Source organism: Enterobacter sp. I4, assembly GCF_022669095.1.
Lineage (GTDB): Bacteria > Pseudomonadota > Gammaproteobacteria > Enterobacterales > Enterobacteriaceae > Enterobacter > Enterobacter pasteurii.
This window is the reverse complement of record NZ_JALBUO010000001.1, coordinates 699,905-715,969: the sequence shown is the minus strand read 5'-3', so window position 1 is coordinate 715,969 and position 16,065 is coordinate 699,905. Positions and strand designations below refer to the sequence as shown.

Annotated in this window: 10 protein-coding genes and 3 tRNA genes; 6 read left to right on the top strand and 7 right to left on the bottom strand. The window is 58.0% G+C overall.

What is annotated here, in order from left to right; genetic code table 11:
• Positions 1–232: 232 nt before the first annotated feature.
• Positions 233–460 carry a YgdI/YgdR family lipoprotein gene (locus tag MOQ06_RS03375; protein WP_003862759.1) on the bottom strand — a complete coding sequence of 76 codons (228 nt, stop codon included), beginning with the start codon at positions 458–460 and terminating at the stop codon, positions 233–235.
• Positions 461–652: 192 nt separating this feature from the next.
• On the opposite strand from MOQ06_RS03375, the gene csdA reads away from it, so the two are divergent.
• Together csdA and csdE are read left to right on the top strand one after the other, a co-directional pair.
• Entirely contained in the window at positions 653–1,858 is a 1,206-nt protein-coding gene (csdA, locus tag MOQ06_RS03370; protein WP_242171022.1) for a cysteine desulfurase CsdA, read from the top strand.
• A complete protein-coding gene (gene csdE, locus MOQ06_RS03365) occupies positions 1,858–2,304 on the top strand; it encodes a cysteine desulfurase sulfur acceptor subunit CsdE (protein WP_242171019.1) in 447 nt (148 codons plus the stop codon). The genes csdA and csdE overlap by 1 nt, the downstream gene beginning before the upstream one ends.
• Here csdE and tcdA read toward each other — a convergent pair.
• Complete coding sequence (tcdA, locus tag MOQ06_RS03360) at positions 2,295–3,101, bottom strand: tRNA cyclic N6-threonylcarbamoyladenosine(37) synthase TcdA (protein ID WP_176609585.1); 807 nt, start codon at positions 3,099–3,101, stop codon at positions 2,295–2,297. The genes csdE and tcdA overlap by 10 nt on opposite strands.
• 75 nt (positions 3,102–3,176) lie before the next feature.
• Positions 3,177–4,274 carry a murein transglycosylase A gene (gene mltA, locus MOQ06_RS03355; protein WP_176609584.1) on the bottom strand — a complete coding sequence of 366 codons (1,098 nt, stop codon included), beginning with the start codon at positions 4,272–4,274 and terminating at the stop codon, positions 3,177–3,179.
• Positions 4,275–4,482: 208 nt separating this feature from the next.
• On the opposite strand from mltA, the gene MOQ06_RS03350 reads away from it, so the two are divergent.
• From MOQ06_RS03350 to MOQ06_RS03340, 3 genes are all read left to right on the top strand, one after another.
• Positions 4,483–4,559, top strand: a tRNA-Met gene (locus tag MOQ06_RS03350).
• Positions 4,560–4,603: 44 nt separating this feature from the next.
• A tRNA-Met gene (locus tag MOQ06_RS03345) sits at positions 4,604–4,680 on the top strand.
• Between the two features lie 43 nt (positions 4,681–4,723).
• Positions 4,724–4,800, top strand: a tRNA-Met gene (locus MOQ06_RS03340).
• Positions 4,801–4,888: 88 nt separating this feature from the next.
• Here the strand turns inward: MOQ06_RS03340 and amiC are convergent.
• Positions 4,889–6,142: an N-acetylmuramoyl-L-alanine amidase AmiC gene (amiC, locus tag MOQ06_RS03335; RefSeq protein WP_242171016.1), complete on the bottom strand. Its 1,254-nt coding sequence runs from the start codon at positions 6,140–6,142 to the stop codon at positions 4,889–4,891.
• Between the two features lie 227 nt (positions 6,143–6,369).
• Here amiC and argA point away from each other — a divergent pair, with 227 nt between their 5' ends.
• Positions 6,370–7,701: an amino-acid N-acetyltransferase gene (gene argA / locus MOQ06_RS03330; protein ID WP_006811807.1), complete on the top strand. Its 1,332-nt coding sequence runs from the start codon at positions 6,370–6,372 to the stop codon at positions 7,699–7,701.
• 34 nt (positions 7,702–7,735) lie between these two features.
• Here argA and recD read toward each other — a convergent pair whose 3' ends face one another.
• The 3 genes from recD to ptrA are packed head-to-tail and all read right to left on the bottom strand — an operon-like array spanning position 7,736 to position 15,974.
• Positions 7,736–9,556, bottom strand: a complete 1,821-nt coding sequence (gene recD / locus MOQ06_RS03325) for an exodeoxyribonuclease V subunit alpha (RefSeq protein WP_242171000.1) — start codon at positions 9,554–9,556, stop codon at positions 7,736–7,738.
• Positions 9,553–13,095 (bottom strand): exodeoxyribonuclease V subunit beta, encoded by a 3,543-nt coding sequence (gene recB / locus MOQ06_RS03320; protein ID WP_242170997.1) that lies wholly within the window; start codon positions 13,093–13,095, stop codon positions 9,553–9,555. Before recB ends, recD begins: the two co-directional genes overlap by 4 nt.
• On the bottom strand, positions 13,092–15,974 hold the full coding sequence (ptrA, locus tag MOQ06_RS03315; protein WP_242170980.1) for a pitrilysin: 2,883 nt from the start codon (positions 15,972–15,974) through the stop codon (positions 13,092–13,094). Before ptrA ends, recB begins: the two co-directional genes overlap by 4 nt.
• Between the last annotated feature and the right edge of the window lie 91 nt (positions 15,975–16,065).

The window sequence follows — 16,065 nt, the reverse complement described above, 5'->3', positions numbered from 1 at the left end:
CTATAGTGGCGGCACTTCCTGAGCCGGAACGAAAAGTTTTTTTGGAATGCGTGTTCTGAAGGGCTTTTGGCTTACGGTTGTGATGTTGTGTTGTTGTGTTTGCAATTGGTCTGCGATTCAGACCACGGTAGCAACGCTACCAATTTTTCACTTCCTGTACATTTACCCTGTCTGTCCATAGTGATTAATGTAGCACCGCCAACTTGCGGTGCTTTTTTTTGCCTGAGATCTGTTAATGCTCGATCTCTTTCATCTCTTTCACGTCCGTGCGGTTAATCTGCTGCTTGTTCCCGTTAGCATCTTTGTATGAAATCATACCGGTATCATTATCGGTTGTCGGTTTCCCTTCAGAGACGATAGATCGACCATCGTTGGTATGCATTACGTAGTTATTACCAGAACAGGCGCTCAGGGCAAAGGTCAACGCACAGGCAGAAATGATTGCAGCTGTCTTTTTCATGATTATTCTCCTTTAGCAATTAATGCTATTCAAACCTCGATTTATAACAGGCTAAAACATCCGCCTAACACTATTTAGCATAACCTGCTTTTTCAGACTCGCCAGGATAAGCAGACAAATCTGATAGATATCAACTTCCTTGCCCTGCCGCTGAAATTGCGCGACGATCGCAGGATCGATATGAGGAATGCCATGAACGCTTTCAGTCCCGCGCAGTTTCGCGCACAGTTTCCCGCGCTGGCCGATGCCGGCATTTACCTTGATAGCGCCGCCACGGCCCTTAAACCGCAGGCGGTGATTGAGGCAACCCGCCAGTTTTACAGCCTGAGCGCCGGGAGCGTGCACCGCAGCCAGTATGCCGAAGCCCGCCGCTTAACGGCGCAATACGAAGCCGCACGCGACCAGGTCGCGCGCCTGATCAATGCCGACAGCGGTAAGAACATCGTCTGGACGCGGGGCACTACCGAAGCCATTAACATGGTGGCGCAATGCTACGCGCGTCCGCTGCTGCAGGCTGGAGATGAAATTATCGTCAGCGAGGCGGAACATCACGCCAACCTGGTGCCGTGGCTTATGGTGGCTGAACAAACGGGAGCGCGGGTGGTAAAGCTCCCGCTGGGTGCAGACCTTGTGCCGGACGTAGCGCGTCTGCCTGAGCTGATCACCCCGCGCAGCCGTATTCTGGCGCTGGGGCAGATGTCCAACGTCACCGGCGGCTGCCCCGATCTGGCTCGCGCCATCGAGATTGCCCACGCCAGCGGCGTGGTGGTGATGGTCGACGGCGCGCAGGGGATAGTGCATTTCCCGGCTGACGTGCAGGCGCTGGATATCGACTTCTACGCCTTCTCGGGGCACAAACTGTACGGCCCAACCGGGATCGGCGCGCTGTACGGCAAACCCGAGCTGCTGGCCCGGATGACGCCGTGGCTCGGTGGCGGCAAGATGATAACCGAAGTATCCTTCGACGGGTTTAAAACCCAGGAGGTGCCTTACCGCCTGGAAGCCGGTACGCCGAACGTGGCCGGAGTCATCGGCCTGAGCGCCGCGCTCGAATGGCTGGCGGAAACCGACGTGGTTCAGGCAGAAAGCTGGAGCCGTGGCCTGGCGACGCTGGCAGAGGAGGAGCTTAAAAAACGGCCCGGCTTTCGTTCGTTCCGCGTGCAGGATTCCAGCCTGCTCGCCTTCGATTTCGCGGGGGTGCACCATAGCGATATGGTGACGCTGCTTGCCGGATACGGCATAGCCCTGCGTGCCGGACAGCACTGCGCACAGCCGCTGCTGGCGGCTCTGGGCGTGAGCGGTACGCTGCGCGCCTCTTTTGCCCCCTACAACACTAAAAGTGACGTCGACGCGCTGGTTGCCGCCGTTGACCGCGCCCTTGAATTACTGGTGGATTAATGACGAGTTCAGCTTTAGCCGGACACCCATTCGGCTCCGTTATTACCGAAGAGACGCTAAAACAGACCTTCGCCCCGCTCACGCAGTGGGAAGATAAATACCGTCAGCTGATCCTGCTGGGTAAACAGTTGCCCGCGCTTTCAGACGATCTGAAATCGCAGGCGAAAGAGATCGCAGGCTGCGAGAACCGCGTCTGGCTTGGGTTTAGCGTATCCGGTGAGAAACTGCATTTCTTTGGCGACAGCGAAGGACGCATCGTTCGCGGCCTGCTGGCGGTACTGTTGACGGCGGTCGAAGGAAAAAGCGCCGCGGAGCTGCTGGCGCAGTCACCGCTGGCGCTATTTGATGAGCTGGGACTGCGCGCGCAGCTTAGCGCCTCGCGCGGACAGGGGTTAATCGCGCTCAGCGACGCGGTGCAGGACGCCGCGCGTCAGGTTCAGGCCTGACGCTCCGCCTTCGCCATCATCTTCTTCAGGGCGTGAGAGACCGCCACAAACCCGAAGGTGGCAGTCACCATCGTGGCTGCCCCAAAACCTGAGGCGCAATCCATCCGCTTCGGTCCTTCCGCCGTGCTTTTCATCGCACAGACCGAGCCGTCCGCCTGCGGATACACCAGCGCTTCGGTGGAGAATACGCAGTCCACGCCCAGCTTGCCCTTGCTGTTTTTCACGACGTTGAAGTCGCTTTTTAGGCGTTCACGCAGCTTAGCGGCCAGCGGATCCTGAATGGTTTTCGCCAGATCCGCCACCTGGATCTGCGTCGGATCGATTTGTCCGCCCGCCCCGCCGGTGGTCACCAGCGGCACCTTATAGCGACGGCAGTAAGCGATCAGCGCCGCTTTCGGGCGCACGCTGTCGATGGCGTCAATAACGTAGCTGTAGCCTTTGCTCATGTACTCCGCGACGTTATCCGCCGTCACGAAGTCGTCAATCACCGTCACGCGGCACTCCGGGTTGATCAGACGAATACGCTCCGCCATCACCTCAGACTTCGCCAGGCCGACGCTATCACGCAGGGCGTGAATCTGACGGTTAGTGTTAGTGACGCAAACATCATCCATATCAATCAACGTGATTGCGCCAATGCCGGTTCTCGCCAGCGCTTCTGCCGCCCAGGAGCCGACGCCGCCAATGCCCACCACGCACACGTGCGCATCCGCGAACAGCTGCAGGGCTTTTTCACCGTATAACCGTGCCGTGCCGCCGAATCGCTGGCGCCAGGCATCGCTGATTACCACAGACATAAAACCTCAGATGTAAAAAGGGTGAGGTTTTCCTCACCCTGAACCCTAATCCGTATTGCGCTCAGAATACCACAATCAGCCGCTGAATACGTTTCCGGTGCCCGGCGCGGTCTTCAGCACCCATACGCGTCCGTAGTGGTTATACCAGCCTGCGCGATGGCCGGCATCCGGGCCAATGCCCTGATAGATATCAAAGTGCTGCCCTTTGATCGCCCCGCCAACGTCCAGCGCCACCATCAGACGCAGCTCGTACTTGCCGTTGAACTTGCCGTTGTTATCGAGCAGAGGAACTTCCGCCAGCAGCGTGGTGCCCGCAGGAATGATAGAACGATCCGACGCTACCGACGCACGGCCAATCAGCGGTACGGCGCTCGCCCCCTTCACCGGCGCAAAGTTCTGCGGTTTGAAGAAAACAAACGATGGGTTCTGCTCAAGCAGTTCACGCACTTCGGCTTCGCTGTGCTTTTCGCCCCACTCGCGGATCGCCTGCATCGACATATCTTCTCTCTTCACTTCGCCACGGTCGATGAGCACCTTACCGATGCTGCGGTAGGCGTGGCCGTTCTTGCCGGCATAGCTAAAGAAGTTAAGCGGCGAACCGTCGCCAAAATCGATATAGCCGCTGCCCTGCACGTCCATGATGAAGTTATCCATCAGGGAGTTGCTGTAGGCCAGGACATAGTTTTCACTTAGCGCACCGGCGTAGATCTCGGCGCGTGACGGCAGACGACCGCGTTTTGGCGGCATGCGGTAAATCGGATACTGGAATTCACCCTGACGCGTGTGTCGCGCCTGGACAACCGGGGTGTAGTAACCGGTAAACTGAACGTTACCGTAGTTATCCGCCCCCTCCATCTGCCACGCGTCAATACCAAACTGGCGCATATTGCGGGTATCTCCGCCCGCGCGCAGCCAGTCCTGGACGGCGCTATAAACGTTGCTTTGCGAACTGTATAAACGCGGAGACGCTTTGCGGATCTGGTAGACCTGCTCGGAGAAATCCCCGGCATTGATCGGTGCACCCACGGCATCTGGCTGGTTAACTAACGAGAAAGGCTGGGATAACTTCCCGTCTTTATACTGTTGACCGCGATCGGTCGGTTTGGAGGAGCAGGCCGCAAGAATAGCTACCATTGCGCCTGTCATCAGATACTTCGCCCAACGTCCTTTCATTATATCTCGTCTTTTAGTTGCCCAATTCCGCGTGATGAAGATAACAAACCCACCGTGCTAATGAAATGCAATCGCCTTCCCTTTGGCAAATTCTGGACAAAAAATAGTCCAAAGTGGCTATTACCGTTCATTTTGCATACAAAATAATGAATTATGTGAAAAAGGGGTTGCATCACAAACCTATCCGAGTATAGTGCGCTTCCACGGACGCGGGGTGGAGCAGCCTGGTAGCTCGTCGGGCTCATAACCCGAAGGTCGTCGGTTCAAATCCGGCCCCCGCAACCAATTAAAATTTGATGAAGTATCTTCTACGACTGTAGAAAGACGGACGCGGGGTGGAGCAGCCTGGTAGCTCGTCGGGCTCATAACCCGAAGGTCGTCGGTTCAAATCCGGCCCCCGCAACCAATCAAAATTTGAGAAGTATCTTCTACGACTGTAGAAAGACGGACGCGGGGTGGAGCAGCCTGGTAGCTCGTCGGGCTCATAACCCGAAGGTCGTCGGTTCAAATCCGGCCCCCGCAACCAATACTTCTAAAACATTAAACACCCTTCCGGGTGTTTTTTTGTATCTGTAGCTTATAAAAATGCCGGGCAACATACCCGGCCTGATGATTTATCCTCGCCGCGCCAGCGTTTCTCCGTCGGAGAAATAGGCCCTGATCCCCGCCAGAATTGACTCCGCCACTTCCTGCTGGAATTTAGCCGTCTTGAGTTTACGTTCCTCTTCCACGTTACTGATAAACGCGGTTTCGACCAGAATGGACGGGATATCCGGCGCCTTCAGTACCGCAAATCCGGCCTGCTCGACGCTGTTCTTGTGCAGCTTATTGACGCGGCCCAGCTTACCCAGCACCGCTTTACCGAACTTCAGGCTGTCGGTAATGGTCAGCGACTGCACCATATCGAACATCGTATGGTCGACATAGCGGTCACCGCTTTTGCTTACGCCGCCGATTAAATCCGAGGCGTTCTGCGTGTCCGCCAGGTACCTTGCGGCGGTACTGGTCGCCCCTTTCGTTGACAGGGCAAATACGGAAGATCCGCTCGGCTGACGGCTGGTAAAGGCATCCGCGTGGATAGAGACAAACAGATCCGCGCGCTGCTTCTGCGCTTTCGCCACGCGGACCTTCAGCGGGATGAACACGTCTTCGTTGCGCGTCATATAGGCGCGCATGTTGCCTTCTTTGTCGATTAACGCCTTCAGACGACGGGCAATTTGCAACACCACATCCTTTTCGCGGGTGTGGTATTTCCCCACCGCGCCGGAGTCTTCGCCCCCGTGGCCGGGATCGAGCATGATCACAATCGGGCGATCGCGTCCCGCCTTGCCCGGCTGCGGCCCGCTTTGCGCAGGCGGTACCTGCCGCTGGAGATCGCCTTTGTTGTAATCCTCCAGCAGGGCGAGGAGCGGATCCTGAATATCCGTCGCATTCGAGGGATAGAGATCCATCACCAGTCGCTCCTTGAACGTCGCAACCGGTGCGAGTGCAAAGAGCTGCGGTTTTACGTTCTGCTTCAGCTCAAACACCATGCGCACGGTTTGCGGATCGAACTGCCCGACGCGCGCCGATTTAATAAACGGATCGTCGCCGCGGATCTGCGCCGCCATGCCCTTAAGCACGGAGTTGAGATTTACACCTTCGAGATCAACCACCACACGTTCAGGATTGCTGAGGGCAAATTGCTTGTATTTCAGCACGCGGTTGGACTCGACCGTCACGCGCGTATAGGTCGACGACGGCCAGACGCGCACCGCGACTACCTGGCTTGTGGCGGCAAGACCCACCTGGCTGACGCTAAGCAACCACATCGCCCCGGCCCCTTTTAACAGGCGGCGGCGGCTTATTGCTGAATTGGATCCCGACATGCTTCTCCCGAGCAAGAAATCTGATTAATGAACAAAACGCCCAAATTGACCGAAAACTTTAACGAATGACGCATAAGCTGTCATCTATAAAAGGGTAAACATTCAAACGTTAACGCACGGATTACTTATTATTTTCTGTGGGTCGCAGAAAATTTAGGCTTGCACACGCGGCCACAATCGAATAAAAATACAGAAATTACGAATAAACATTCATTAAGGGTTGTGTCATGGTGAAGGAACGTAGAACCGAACTGGTCCAGGGATTCCGCCATTCTGTTCCCTATATCAACACCCATCGCGGAAAAACGTTTGTCATTATGCTGGGTGGCGAAGCCATTGAGCACGAAAACTTTTCCAGCATCGTCAATGACATCGGCCTGTTGCATAGCCTGGGCATCCGGCTGGTCGTGGTGTATGGCGCACGCCCGCAGATCGAAGCTAACCTCGCGGCCCATCACCATGAGCCGATTTACCATAAACATACCCGCGTAACGGATGCGAAAACCCTCGAGCTGGTCAAACAGGCGGCCGGTTTGCTGCAGCTGGATATCACCGCCCGCCTGTCGATGAGCCTGAATAATACGCCGTTGCAGGGCGCGCATATCAACGTGGTGAGCGGCAACTTTATCATTGCCCAGCCGCTCGGCGTGGACGATGGCGTGGATTACTGCCACAGCGGCCGCATTCGTCGTATCGATGAAGAGGCCATTCACCGCCAGTTAGACAACGGCGCGATCGTTCTGATGGGGCCGGTTGCCGTCTCCGTCACGGGAGAAAGCTTTAATCTGACGTCAGAAGAGATTGCCACCCAGCTGGCCATCAAGCTGAAAGCGGAAAAGATGATCGGCTTTTGCTCCTCGCAGGGTGTTGTGAATGATGAAGGCGTTATCGTCCCCGAGCTCTTCCCGAATGAAGCCCAGGCGCGCGTCGAAGCGCTGGAAGCACAGGGCGATTACTACTCCGGAACCGTGCGTTTTCTGCGCGGTGCCGTTAAAGCGTGCCGCAGCGGCGTGCGTCGTAGCCACCTGATCAGCTATCAGGAAGACGGCGCGCTGCTGCAGGAACTGTTCTCCCGGGACGGTATCGGTACGCAGATCGTAATGGAGAGCGCCGAGCAGATCCGCCGCGCGACGATCAACGATATCGGCGGCATTCTGGAGCTGATCCGTCCGCTGGAGCAACAGGGCATTCTGGTTCGCCGCTCCCGCGAGCAGCTGGAGATGGAGATCGACAAGTTCACCATTATTCAGCGCGATAACCTGACCATTGCCTGTGCGGCGCTTTACCCGTTCCCGGAGGAGCAGATTGGGGAAATGGCGTGCGTCGCCGTGCACCCCGATTACCGCAGCTCCTCGCGGGGCGAGCTGCTGCTCGAACGCGTGGCGGCGCAGGCGCGCCAGATGGGGCTGAGCAAGCTGTTTGTGCTCACCACGCGCAGCATTCACTGGTTCCAGGAGCGCGGCTTTACGCCGGTAGACATTGATTCGCTGCCGGAAAGCAAGAAAGAGATGTACAACTATCAGCGCCGCTCGAAGGTGCTGATGGCCGACCTGGGATGACGGACTACCCTCTCCTCCCGGAGAGGGCGCTCGCTCAGACAGATTCAAATATCGCGCTCAGTCCGCTTCTGCGCTCGGTACGGGTGGCAATCGCCTGTACCAGCACGCGTTCATCCGCGTACAGCGAGAGGCGCTGGCGCGCGCGGGTAATGGCGGTATAGACCAGCTCACGGGTCACCACCGGCGAAAGCTGTGTCGGCAGGATCAGCGCCGCGTGGTTGAACTCGGAGCCCTGCGATTTGTGTACCGTCATTGCCCACGCCGTTTCATGTTCTGGCAGGCGGCTCGGCTGTACTGACTTCACGCTGCCATCCGGCAGCTGAAACCAGACGCGCAGCCCGTTACCGCGATCGAGCGCAATCCCGATATCCCCGTTGAACAGGCCCAGCGCGCTGTCGTTGCGCGAAATCATCACTGGCCGGCCTTCATACCACCGCGAATGCTGCTGTCGGTGAATTTTTCGTTTCTGCACAAGCAGCTGCTCCAGCCTGTCGTTCAGGCCCGCAACGCCAAACGGCCCTTCCCGCAAGGCGCACAGAAGCTGGTACTCACCAAATGCGGCAATGACCTGCTCAGGATCGCTGCGCTGCTGCACGCGGCTCAGGAAATGCTGATATCCCTGAAGAGCGTCCTCAAGCATGGCCTGATACTCTTCCCCGCTTTGCAGCGATTTCTTTTCAATATCGGTGAAGGTGCCGTCAAACACCGTGCGCGTGGTATGCCGATCCCCACGGTTGACTGCCGCTGCCAGCTGGCCAATGCCGGAGTCGCTACCGAAACGGTAGCTTTTTTGCAGCAGGCACAGGCTGTCGCGCAGCGCACCCGCAACCGGCGTAGTGTCCGGCTCAAGGGAACAACCTGTCAGACGAGCCAGCTCCTGCGCCCGCGCGGGGGTATAACCGTAGCTGGCGTAGGTGCAGATATCCCCCAGCACCGCCCCGGCCTCAACGGAGGCGAGCTGGTCACGGTCGCCCAGGAAAATCACGCGCGCATGCGGCGGCAGGGCGTCGATCAGGCGCGACATCATGGTCAGGTCAATCATGGAGGCTTCATCCACCACCAGCACGTCCAGATGCAGGGGGTTCCCGGCATGGTAGCGCAGCCGCTGGCTACCCGGCTGTGCGCCGAGCAGCCGGTGTAAGGTGCTTGCTTCACCCGGGAACAGCGCGAGCTGCTCCTGCGTCAGCGGCAGCCGCTGCAGCGCACCGCCCAGCGATTCGGTCAGACGCGCCGCCGCCTTCCCGGTGGGCGCAGCGAGACGAATACGGCACCGCTGCTCGCCAGAGAGCTGGATCAGCGCTGCCAGCAGCTTTGCCACGGTCGTGGTTTTGCCGGTCCCCGGCCCGCCGGAAATCACCGAGATCCGCCGCGTCAGGGCAACGGCCGCCGCCACTTTCTGCCAGTCTGTTGCTTCGCCAGAGTTGAACAGCACGTCCAGCGTCTGGCGAAGCTGCGCTTCGTCACAGGGGAGCGGCGCATTGGTCTCGCTAAAGAAGCGGGCAACGGTCAGCTCGTTTCGCCACAGGCGGTTCAGATACAAGCGCTCTCCCGTCAGGATCAGCGGCGCCTGGTTTTCTCCCGGCCCGACGGCCGACGATTCGCGCAAAATATTTTGCCAGTCCACCGCCTCTCCCAGCAGCGCAAAGCAGGACTGGAGGACAGGCGGCATTTTCTCGTCACTCTTCAGGCGCGAGAGCGGCAGGCAGACGTGGCCCTCCCCGGCGTCTTTACTCAACAGCGCAGCGGCAAGCATCACGGCGGGCTGGTCAGCGGCAATCATCATGGCAAACTGCACATCCAGCTGACGCAGCACGCGTTGCTCTACCGCCTCCAGCAATAGTTCCTGCATCGTCATGCCATCTCCTCCGCGTTTGCTGCAAACAGGCTGTCCATTTTATCGATCAGGTTGGCATCCGGGCGGGTGCTGAAGATGCCCGAATGCGGATCGGCTGCGTCCACCCCGCGCAGGAACAGGTAGATAACGCCACCAAAATGGTCGTCATAGCGGTAATCAGCAATGCGGTGGCGCAGGTAGCGGTGGAGAGCCAGGGTATAGAGTTGATACTGGAGATCGTAGCGATGCATTTGCATGGCCGCCGCCATCGCCTGTTGGGTATAGGCCTCACTGTTTTCGCCCAGCCAGTTTGATTTGTAATCCAGCAGGTAATAGCGCCCTTCGTGACGGAAGACCAGGTCGATAAACCCTTTCAGCATGCCCTGCACCTGACGGAAGTTCAGCGGCGGACAGCCGGCTGACAGCGGATCGTACTGGCGGATCAACGCGTCAAGCGCGTCGGCCCTAAGCGGCCCCGCGACGGGCAGATAAAACTCCATCTCAACCTGCTTATTTCTGGCCGTTAACTGGCTAAGAGAGATGCCCTGCTCTGTCAGCGGCACCTGCAAAATGGCGTTGATCCACTCAGTCAGGACGGGCTGCCAGTGCGCGTCATAGCCTCCGCTCTGCAACATCTTTAACACCCACTCCTCGCTGACGGGCTGGGTGAAATCAAGCTCTTCAAACAGGCTGTGCAAAAAGGTTCCCGGCGACGCGCCGCGCGGAAACTGATGCGGGGTTAACGTCGGCTCAGCCGGAACATCACCCACCCCTGCGGCATCCACGTCGAGCTTCGGCATCAGATCCTGCGCGATGCTTTGCCCGTGCTGCTGAAGGCCGGAATAGCTGGTAACTCGCCAGTCGTCGGCAAGCACCCGCGTGATCTGGCGCGCGTTAAGATCGGACTCTGGCTCTTCCGCCATCTGCCAGCGGCTATTGTCTGGCAACGCGGGAATATGCAGCGCGATATCGTCGCCGCAAAGGGATTCAATACACAGACGCAGTCCCGGCGCGTCTTTCGGCTCGCCACGCTGGATAAGCCGCCCTAACGCGCTTAAGTGGAAATCACTCTCCCCTGCTTTCTCACCGCGACGGCGGAAAACCGGCGCCACGCCGAGGCTGCAATGCCAGACGGAACGGGTCAGCGCTACGTAAAGCAGACGCAAATCCTCCGCCAGACGCTCCGCTTCCGCCAGCTCAACGCTGCTTTCCGCTTTGCTGAGGTCGAGCACCGCGTCGAAAGATTCGCGATCGTGGTAAAAGGCCTGGTCCTGTACGCGGTAGTTAGCGATAAAGGGCAGCCAGACCAGCGGGTACTCCAGCCCTTTCGATTTGTGAATGGTCACGATTTGCACCAGGTGCTTATCGCTTTCAAGGCGCATCTGCTGGCTTGAGGAATTGCTGTTGGGATCGGCTATTTGCTGCGCCAGCCAGCGCACGAGCGCATGCTCACTTTCAAGCTGGGTACCGGCTTCCTGCAGCAGTTCGCTGATGTGTAAAATATCGGTAAGACGACGCTCGCCGCCGGATGTCGCAAGCATATTCTCGGCAATCTGACGGCGAGTCATCAGCTCGCGCAGCATCGCCATGACGCCGCGCTTTTGCCAGCGCTCGCGGTAATGGACAAACTCTTCCACCACCGTATCCCATGCATTCTCATCATGGTTGAGCACATCGATATCCCGCGCGTTCAGCCCCAGCATGGAGCTGGCCAGCGCGCTTCGAAGCGTACTTTCACGCTCCGGTGCCAGCACAGCCTGAAGCAGCCAGAGCATTTCCTGAGCTTCCAGCGTATCAAACACGCTGTCGCGGTTAGAGAGATAAACGGACGGAATATCGAGCAGCGTGAGCGCATCGCGGATCAATGCCGCTTCCTGACGACTACGCACCAGCACGGTGATATCGGAGGCCTTAACAGGGTTTGCCTGCTCCCCCTTCCATAACAGCGCCTCGCCGCGCGCGCCCGCGCTCAGCCAGTCCCGGATTTGGGCGGCGCAGTGCTGGGCCATCGCCGCCTGATACTCTGCCACGCCAAAGCCTTCCCCCTCCAGCAGCCAGAAGTTCATGGCGGGCTGCGTCGCGCCCCCCACTTCAAAGCGTAAGGTCGCGTTTTTCGCGGCGGATTTCACCGGCAGGAAAGGGATTTCACTGAACATAAACGCCGTCTCCATGCGGCTGAACAGCGTATTAACGCTCTCAACCATGCCCGGGGCAGAGCGCCAGTTAGTGTCTAGCGTGTAGTGCGCGACAACCTCGCTGCGGGCTTTCATGTAGGTAAAGATGTCTGCCCCACGGAAGGCATAAATCGCCTGCTTGGGGTCGCCAATCAGCAGCAGGGCCGTGTCTGGCTGCTGTCGCCAGATGCGGCGAAAAATGCGGTACTGCTGGGGGTCGGTGTCCTGAAATTCGTCGATCATCGCCACCGGGAATCGGGTACGAATTGCGCTGGCAAGCGCGTCGCCGTTCTCGCTGGACAGAGCCTCGTCCAGGCGGCTCAGCATGTCATCAAACCCCAGCTCGCCCCGGCGACGTTTTTCACGCGCTACGGCGTCGCGGATCTCCTTCATGGCGCGGGCGATCATCAGGTCGTTGAGCGTTAAGGGCTCGGCAAGCAGCGCTTCAATTGCAACAAACAGGGGATGCTCCGGCACGATGCCGTCGGCTTTGGTCCGCTCGGTCAAAAACCGCTGGGAAAATTTCTCCAGCGCGTCCGGAAGCTGGTAACCTCGCGTCTCCTCCTGGGCCCAGGCGCTGATCTTTTCGATCCACTTCCCCTGGTTTCCGCGGTTGAACTTGCGCCTGTCGATACCGGAATTTTCGATAATCCCTTCAATTTCACCGACCGCCTCATTCCACTTCTGCTTAAGCGCGGCAATTTTGCTGACGATCTTTTCATGACGCGAGGCCAGCGTTTCATCTGCAGGCGGCGGGGATTTAATGACCGGCGCTTCGCCCTGCAGATAGCGGTCGATGGCGCGCAGGAGCTCTTCGGGGCCTTTCCACAGGGCGTGAACCGCTTCGGCAATATCGCGCGGCAGCGGGTAGCAGTGGCGACGCCAGAAGTCCGCGCAGGCCTGATACCGAAGCTCGGATTCATCTTCGATAAGCTGCTGCTCAAACAGCATGCCGGATTCAAACGCGTTCAGGCTCAGCATGCGCTGACAAAAGCCGTGAATGGTGAAGACCGAGGCTTCGTCCATTTGCCGTTCGGCCAGCAGCAGCCATTGCGCAGCCTGCTGCTTATCCGCGATTTCGTCCAGCAGGCTTGCGTAGAGGGGGTTATCCGTGGTCTGGCGCAGACAGGCGATGCGCAGTTCATGAATATTGCTGCGGATACGGCCGCGCAGCTCGGCAGTAGCCGCTTCGGTGAACGTCACCACCAGCAGCTCTTCCACGCTTAGCGGGCGTGAAAAAGCCGCGTTACCGCCCAGCCCTAACAGCAGGCGCAGGTATAGCGCGGCGATAGTGTAGGTTTTTCCCGTTCCCGCTGAGGCTTCAATCAGTCGCTCACCCTGTAGTGGTAATCTGAGGGGATCAAGCGGCTCAGCGGTATGGGTCATTCTTTCTTACTCCAGGGCATAGTTTGTTGCAGTGCGCTAACGCTCTTCCAGAGGGTCCACTCCTTCGACTTCACGTAGTCCGCTTTCCCGCTCTGGCTACCAGAGACCTGGGAAAGGATGGCCATACCCTGCGGTTTTACCACCGCCTGATGGAAGAAATCGGCAACCTTTTGTGGCGTTAGCTGTTTTATTTCGGCCACGATTTTATCACGCGAATCGAATTTCATATTACCGCGATCAAAATCTTTGCTCAGCTGCGACGCCTCTTCACCCAGCGTCTGCGGTGGCTGCATTACCTGGGCAATGACCGCCTGCTGGATCTGGGCAAACTCTTCCGGCTTCATGGCGCGAAGCTTTGCTTCCGCCTGCGGGAAGAAGGCCTGATAGCGCTGCCACAGATAAGCCGGTTGCCTGTCGCTGCTTTGCAGAAGGAAGCCCAGCCCCCACTGACGGCCCACGTTCATGGAGAAGGCGAACACGGCGTAGCCCAGCTGTTCTTCGGTGCGCAGCTGGTTGTAGAACCACGGCTGAATAATTTGTCCGAGCACGGCGCTCTGCGCCGAGCTGGTATATTCATCATAACCGGTAGGGACAAACACGGCGGCCAGCGCGGAGTCGGTGCTGCTCCCCGCCTTCTCGAAGAGAACGTTCTGCTTTTTCTCCACCAGCACGTCCTGATTTCGGCACCACTCATCGCCCTTCGAGCCCAGCTGCTTACGCACGTTTTGCGCCAGCGTTTTTGCCTGCTCTTCGCTCATGTTCCCCACCACCAGGAACTCTGGACGGGTATTGCTTTTCAGCGCATCGCGGTAAGCCAGCACCTCTTTTAAGGTGATTGAGGGCAGTAACGCGCGGCGATCTTCGCGCTGGAAGTAAGGAATTTGCGACAGCATCTGGGCGGGCATAATAGCCTGATCGAAGGCTTTGCCCTTCTCCGCAGAGTCCATCATCTGCGCATACCAGGATTTGGCCTGCTCCAGCTGCTCTTCCGTTGGGGTGTAGCTGAAATAGCCGTCCAGCAGCGCCTCGAACAGCTGCGGCAAACGCTGGGTGTAGCCGTTGGCGTTAACCATCAGGCCGTTATTGGCGTTGGTCGAGAAGCTGATACCGCCAACGGCGGCCTGGTTGCTGAGCTGATCGAGGGCAATACCGGCCAGATAATCGTTGAGCGCAAACATCACCTGATTTCTGGCGCTGTCCATCGCCTTTGGATTACGCAGCACCACGCTGACGTCGGCTTTGGGCTCGTCGGCAAAATAGCGGCTTGGGGTGTAAACCACGCGCAGCGTCGGCTCATCAACAATCAGCGTCGGGTGCGGATAAGCTTTGGCGGTTTTGATTAGCGAGAAGTCATCCGGGATGTAGGGGTTAAGCTCCGGCAGCTTCAGCGCAATCTCACCGGCCTTTTTCTGCCAGCCAGCGAAGGTTTGTTCGCTAATTTTTTCTACCTGATACGGGGCATCGACGAAATAGGCCGTTTTGTTATGCGGTTCGTTCGGGCTGATATACCAGACCCTGGCGTTCTGCGGCGTCATCATCGCCAGACGTGCGTTAAGCGCTGCGGCGTCATACTGGTCGGCAATATTTACCGCATCCAGCGTATGCTCCACCGGCACGCGGATCATGGTATCTGCCAGCCACTCAACGTAATCCATGTCACGCGTAATTGACGGGTAGCGGAAGTCGAGATCCAGCACGTGGGCCAGCTCGTCAAAATAGCGTTTATCGACGCCTTTCTCCCGCAGCAGAGCGAGATAGCTGAAAATGGCCGCAACGACCTCGTCACGGTGCGCCAGCCCTTTATCCGTCAGCGTGGCGGAGATGGCCAGCACGCCGCTGTTACCGTTCACCACCGGATCGGAGTCAGCGCGAATGCCTTCCACCAGCCCCTGCTGTTGCAGCCAGTCGGAGAGCGTGCCCGGGCTGCGGTTGCCGATAAGATAGGTCACCAGCTCGTCGGTTTTGCTGCGGAACTGCGCCGTGTTGTTATCAATACGAAACTCAACGCGTAACACCTTGCGCGGCAGTGCCGGCACGTAGTGGATAAGGATGCCTTTTTGCGCGTCGGTGACAACCGGCACGTTAATCTTCGGCAGATCGATATTTTTATTTGGCACCCGACCATAGGTCTTCGCCGCCATGGCCGCCAGCTCCGGCAACGGTTTGTTGCTGTAGATGACCGCCTTCATCAGGTTGGCGGAATAGTATTTATCGCGAAACGCATGCAGCGCGTCGAGCACCGGGCTGCCCGGTTTATCGCTCAGCGTTTCAAGGTTGCCGCCGGAGAAGCGCGAGCCCGGGTGAGCAGGGTTGATGGTTTCAGCGCTAACCTGCGCCATGCGCATACCGTCTCGGGTACGCGCCATCGTCAGCTCAGCGTTCACGGCGTTGCGTTCACGGTCGGCGTATTTTTTATCCAGCAGCGGTGCGGCAATGGCATCCGCCAGTCGGTCCACCGCTCCGTCAAGCGCATCATTTTCCACTTCAAGGTAAAACGCGGTGCGATACGGTGCGGTGCTGGCGTTATGGCTGCCGCCGTGCATCTTCAGAAATTCGGACAGGCTATCCGGCTGCGGGTATTTTTTAGAGCCCATCAGCGTCATATGTTCGAGATAGTGCGCCAGCCCAGGATGGGCGTCAGGATCTTCCAGCGATCCAACCGGCACAACCAGTGCGGAGAGCGACTTTACCGCCTGCGCATCGGAAACCAGCAGCACGGTCATCCCGTTATCAAGACGAATAGCCTGATACTGGCGGGTATCCTTCTCGCTCTTACGGATTGTTTCCTGAACGGGTTGCCAACCGGAAGCTGCCTGAGTGACGGGAGCCCAAAGGGCGATAAACAAAACAAACGCTTTGAACAAGGTGCTGCCTGGCATTACGACCTCTTTATCACGGCTACATCATTAACAACGTGCGTGCTGGACGTGCCAGCATCTCTTTCTTTAGGTACATCAGTCCGTGATAAGA

Coding starts and splice junctions, on each gene's coding strand:
- amiC (WP_242171016.1), bottom strand. CDS start 6,142: ATGTCGGGATCCAATTCAGCAATAAGCCGCCGCCGCCTGTTAAAAGGG.
- csdA (WP_242171022.1), top strand. CDS start 653: ATGAACGCTTTCAGTCCCGCGCAGTTTCGCGCACAGTTTCCCGCGCTG.
- tcdA (WP_176609585.1), bottom strand. CDS start 3,101: ATGTCTGTGGTAATCAGCGATGCCTGGCGCCAGCGATTCGGCGGCACG.
- MOQ06_RS03375 (WP_003862759.1), bottom strand. CDS start 460: ATGAAAAAGACAGCTGCAATCATTTCTGCCTGTGCGTTGACCTTTGCC.
- csdE (WP_242171019.1), top strand. CDS start 1,858: ATGACGAGTTCAGCTTTAGCCGGACACCCATTCGGCTCCGTTATTACC.
- mltA (WP_176609584.1), bottom strand. CDS start 4,274: ATGAAAGGACGTTGGGCGAAGTATCTGATGACAGGCGCAATGGTAGCT.
- ptrA (WP_242170980.1), bottom strand. CDS start 15,974: ATGCCAGGCAGCACCTTGTTCAAAGCGTTTGTTTTGTTTATCGCCCTT.
- recB (WP_242170997.1), bottom strand. CDS start 13,095: ATGACCCATACCGCTGAGCCGCTTGATCCCCTCAGATTACCACTACAG.
- recD (WP_242171000.1), bottom strand. CDS start 9,556: ATGACGATGCAGGAACTATTGCTGGAGGCGGTAGAGCAACGCGTGCTG.
- argA (WP_006811807.1), top strand. CDS start 6,370: ATGGTGAAGGAACGTAGAACCGAACTGGTCCAGGGATTCCGCCATTCT.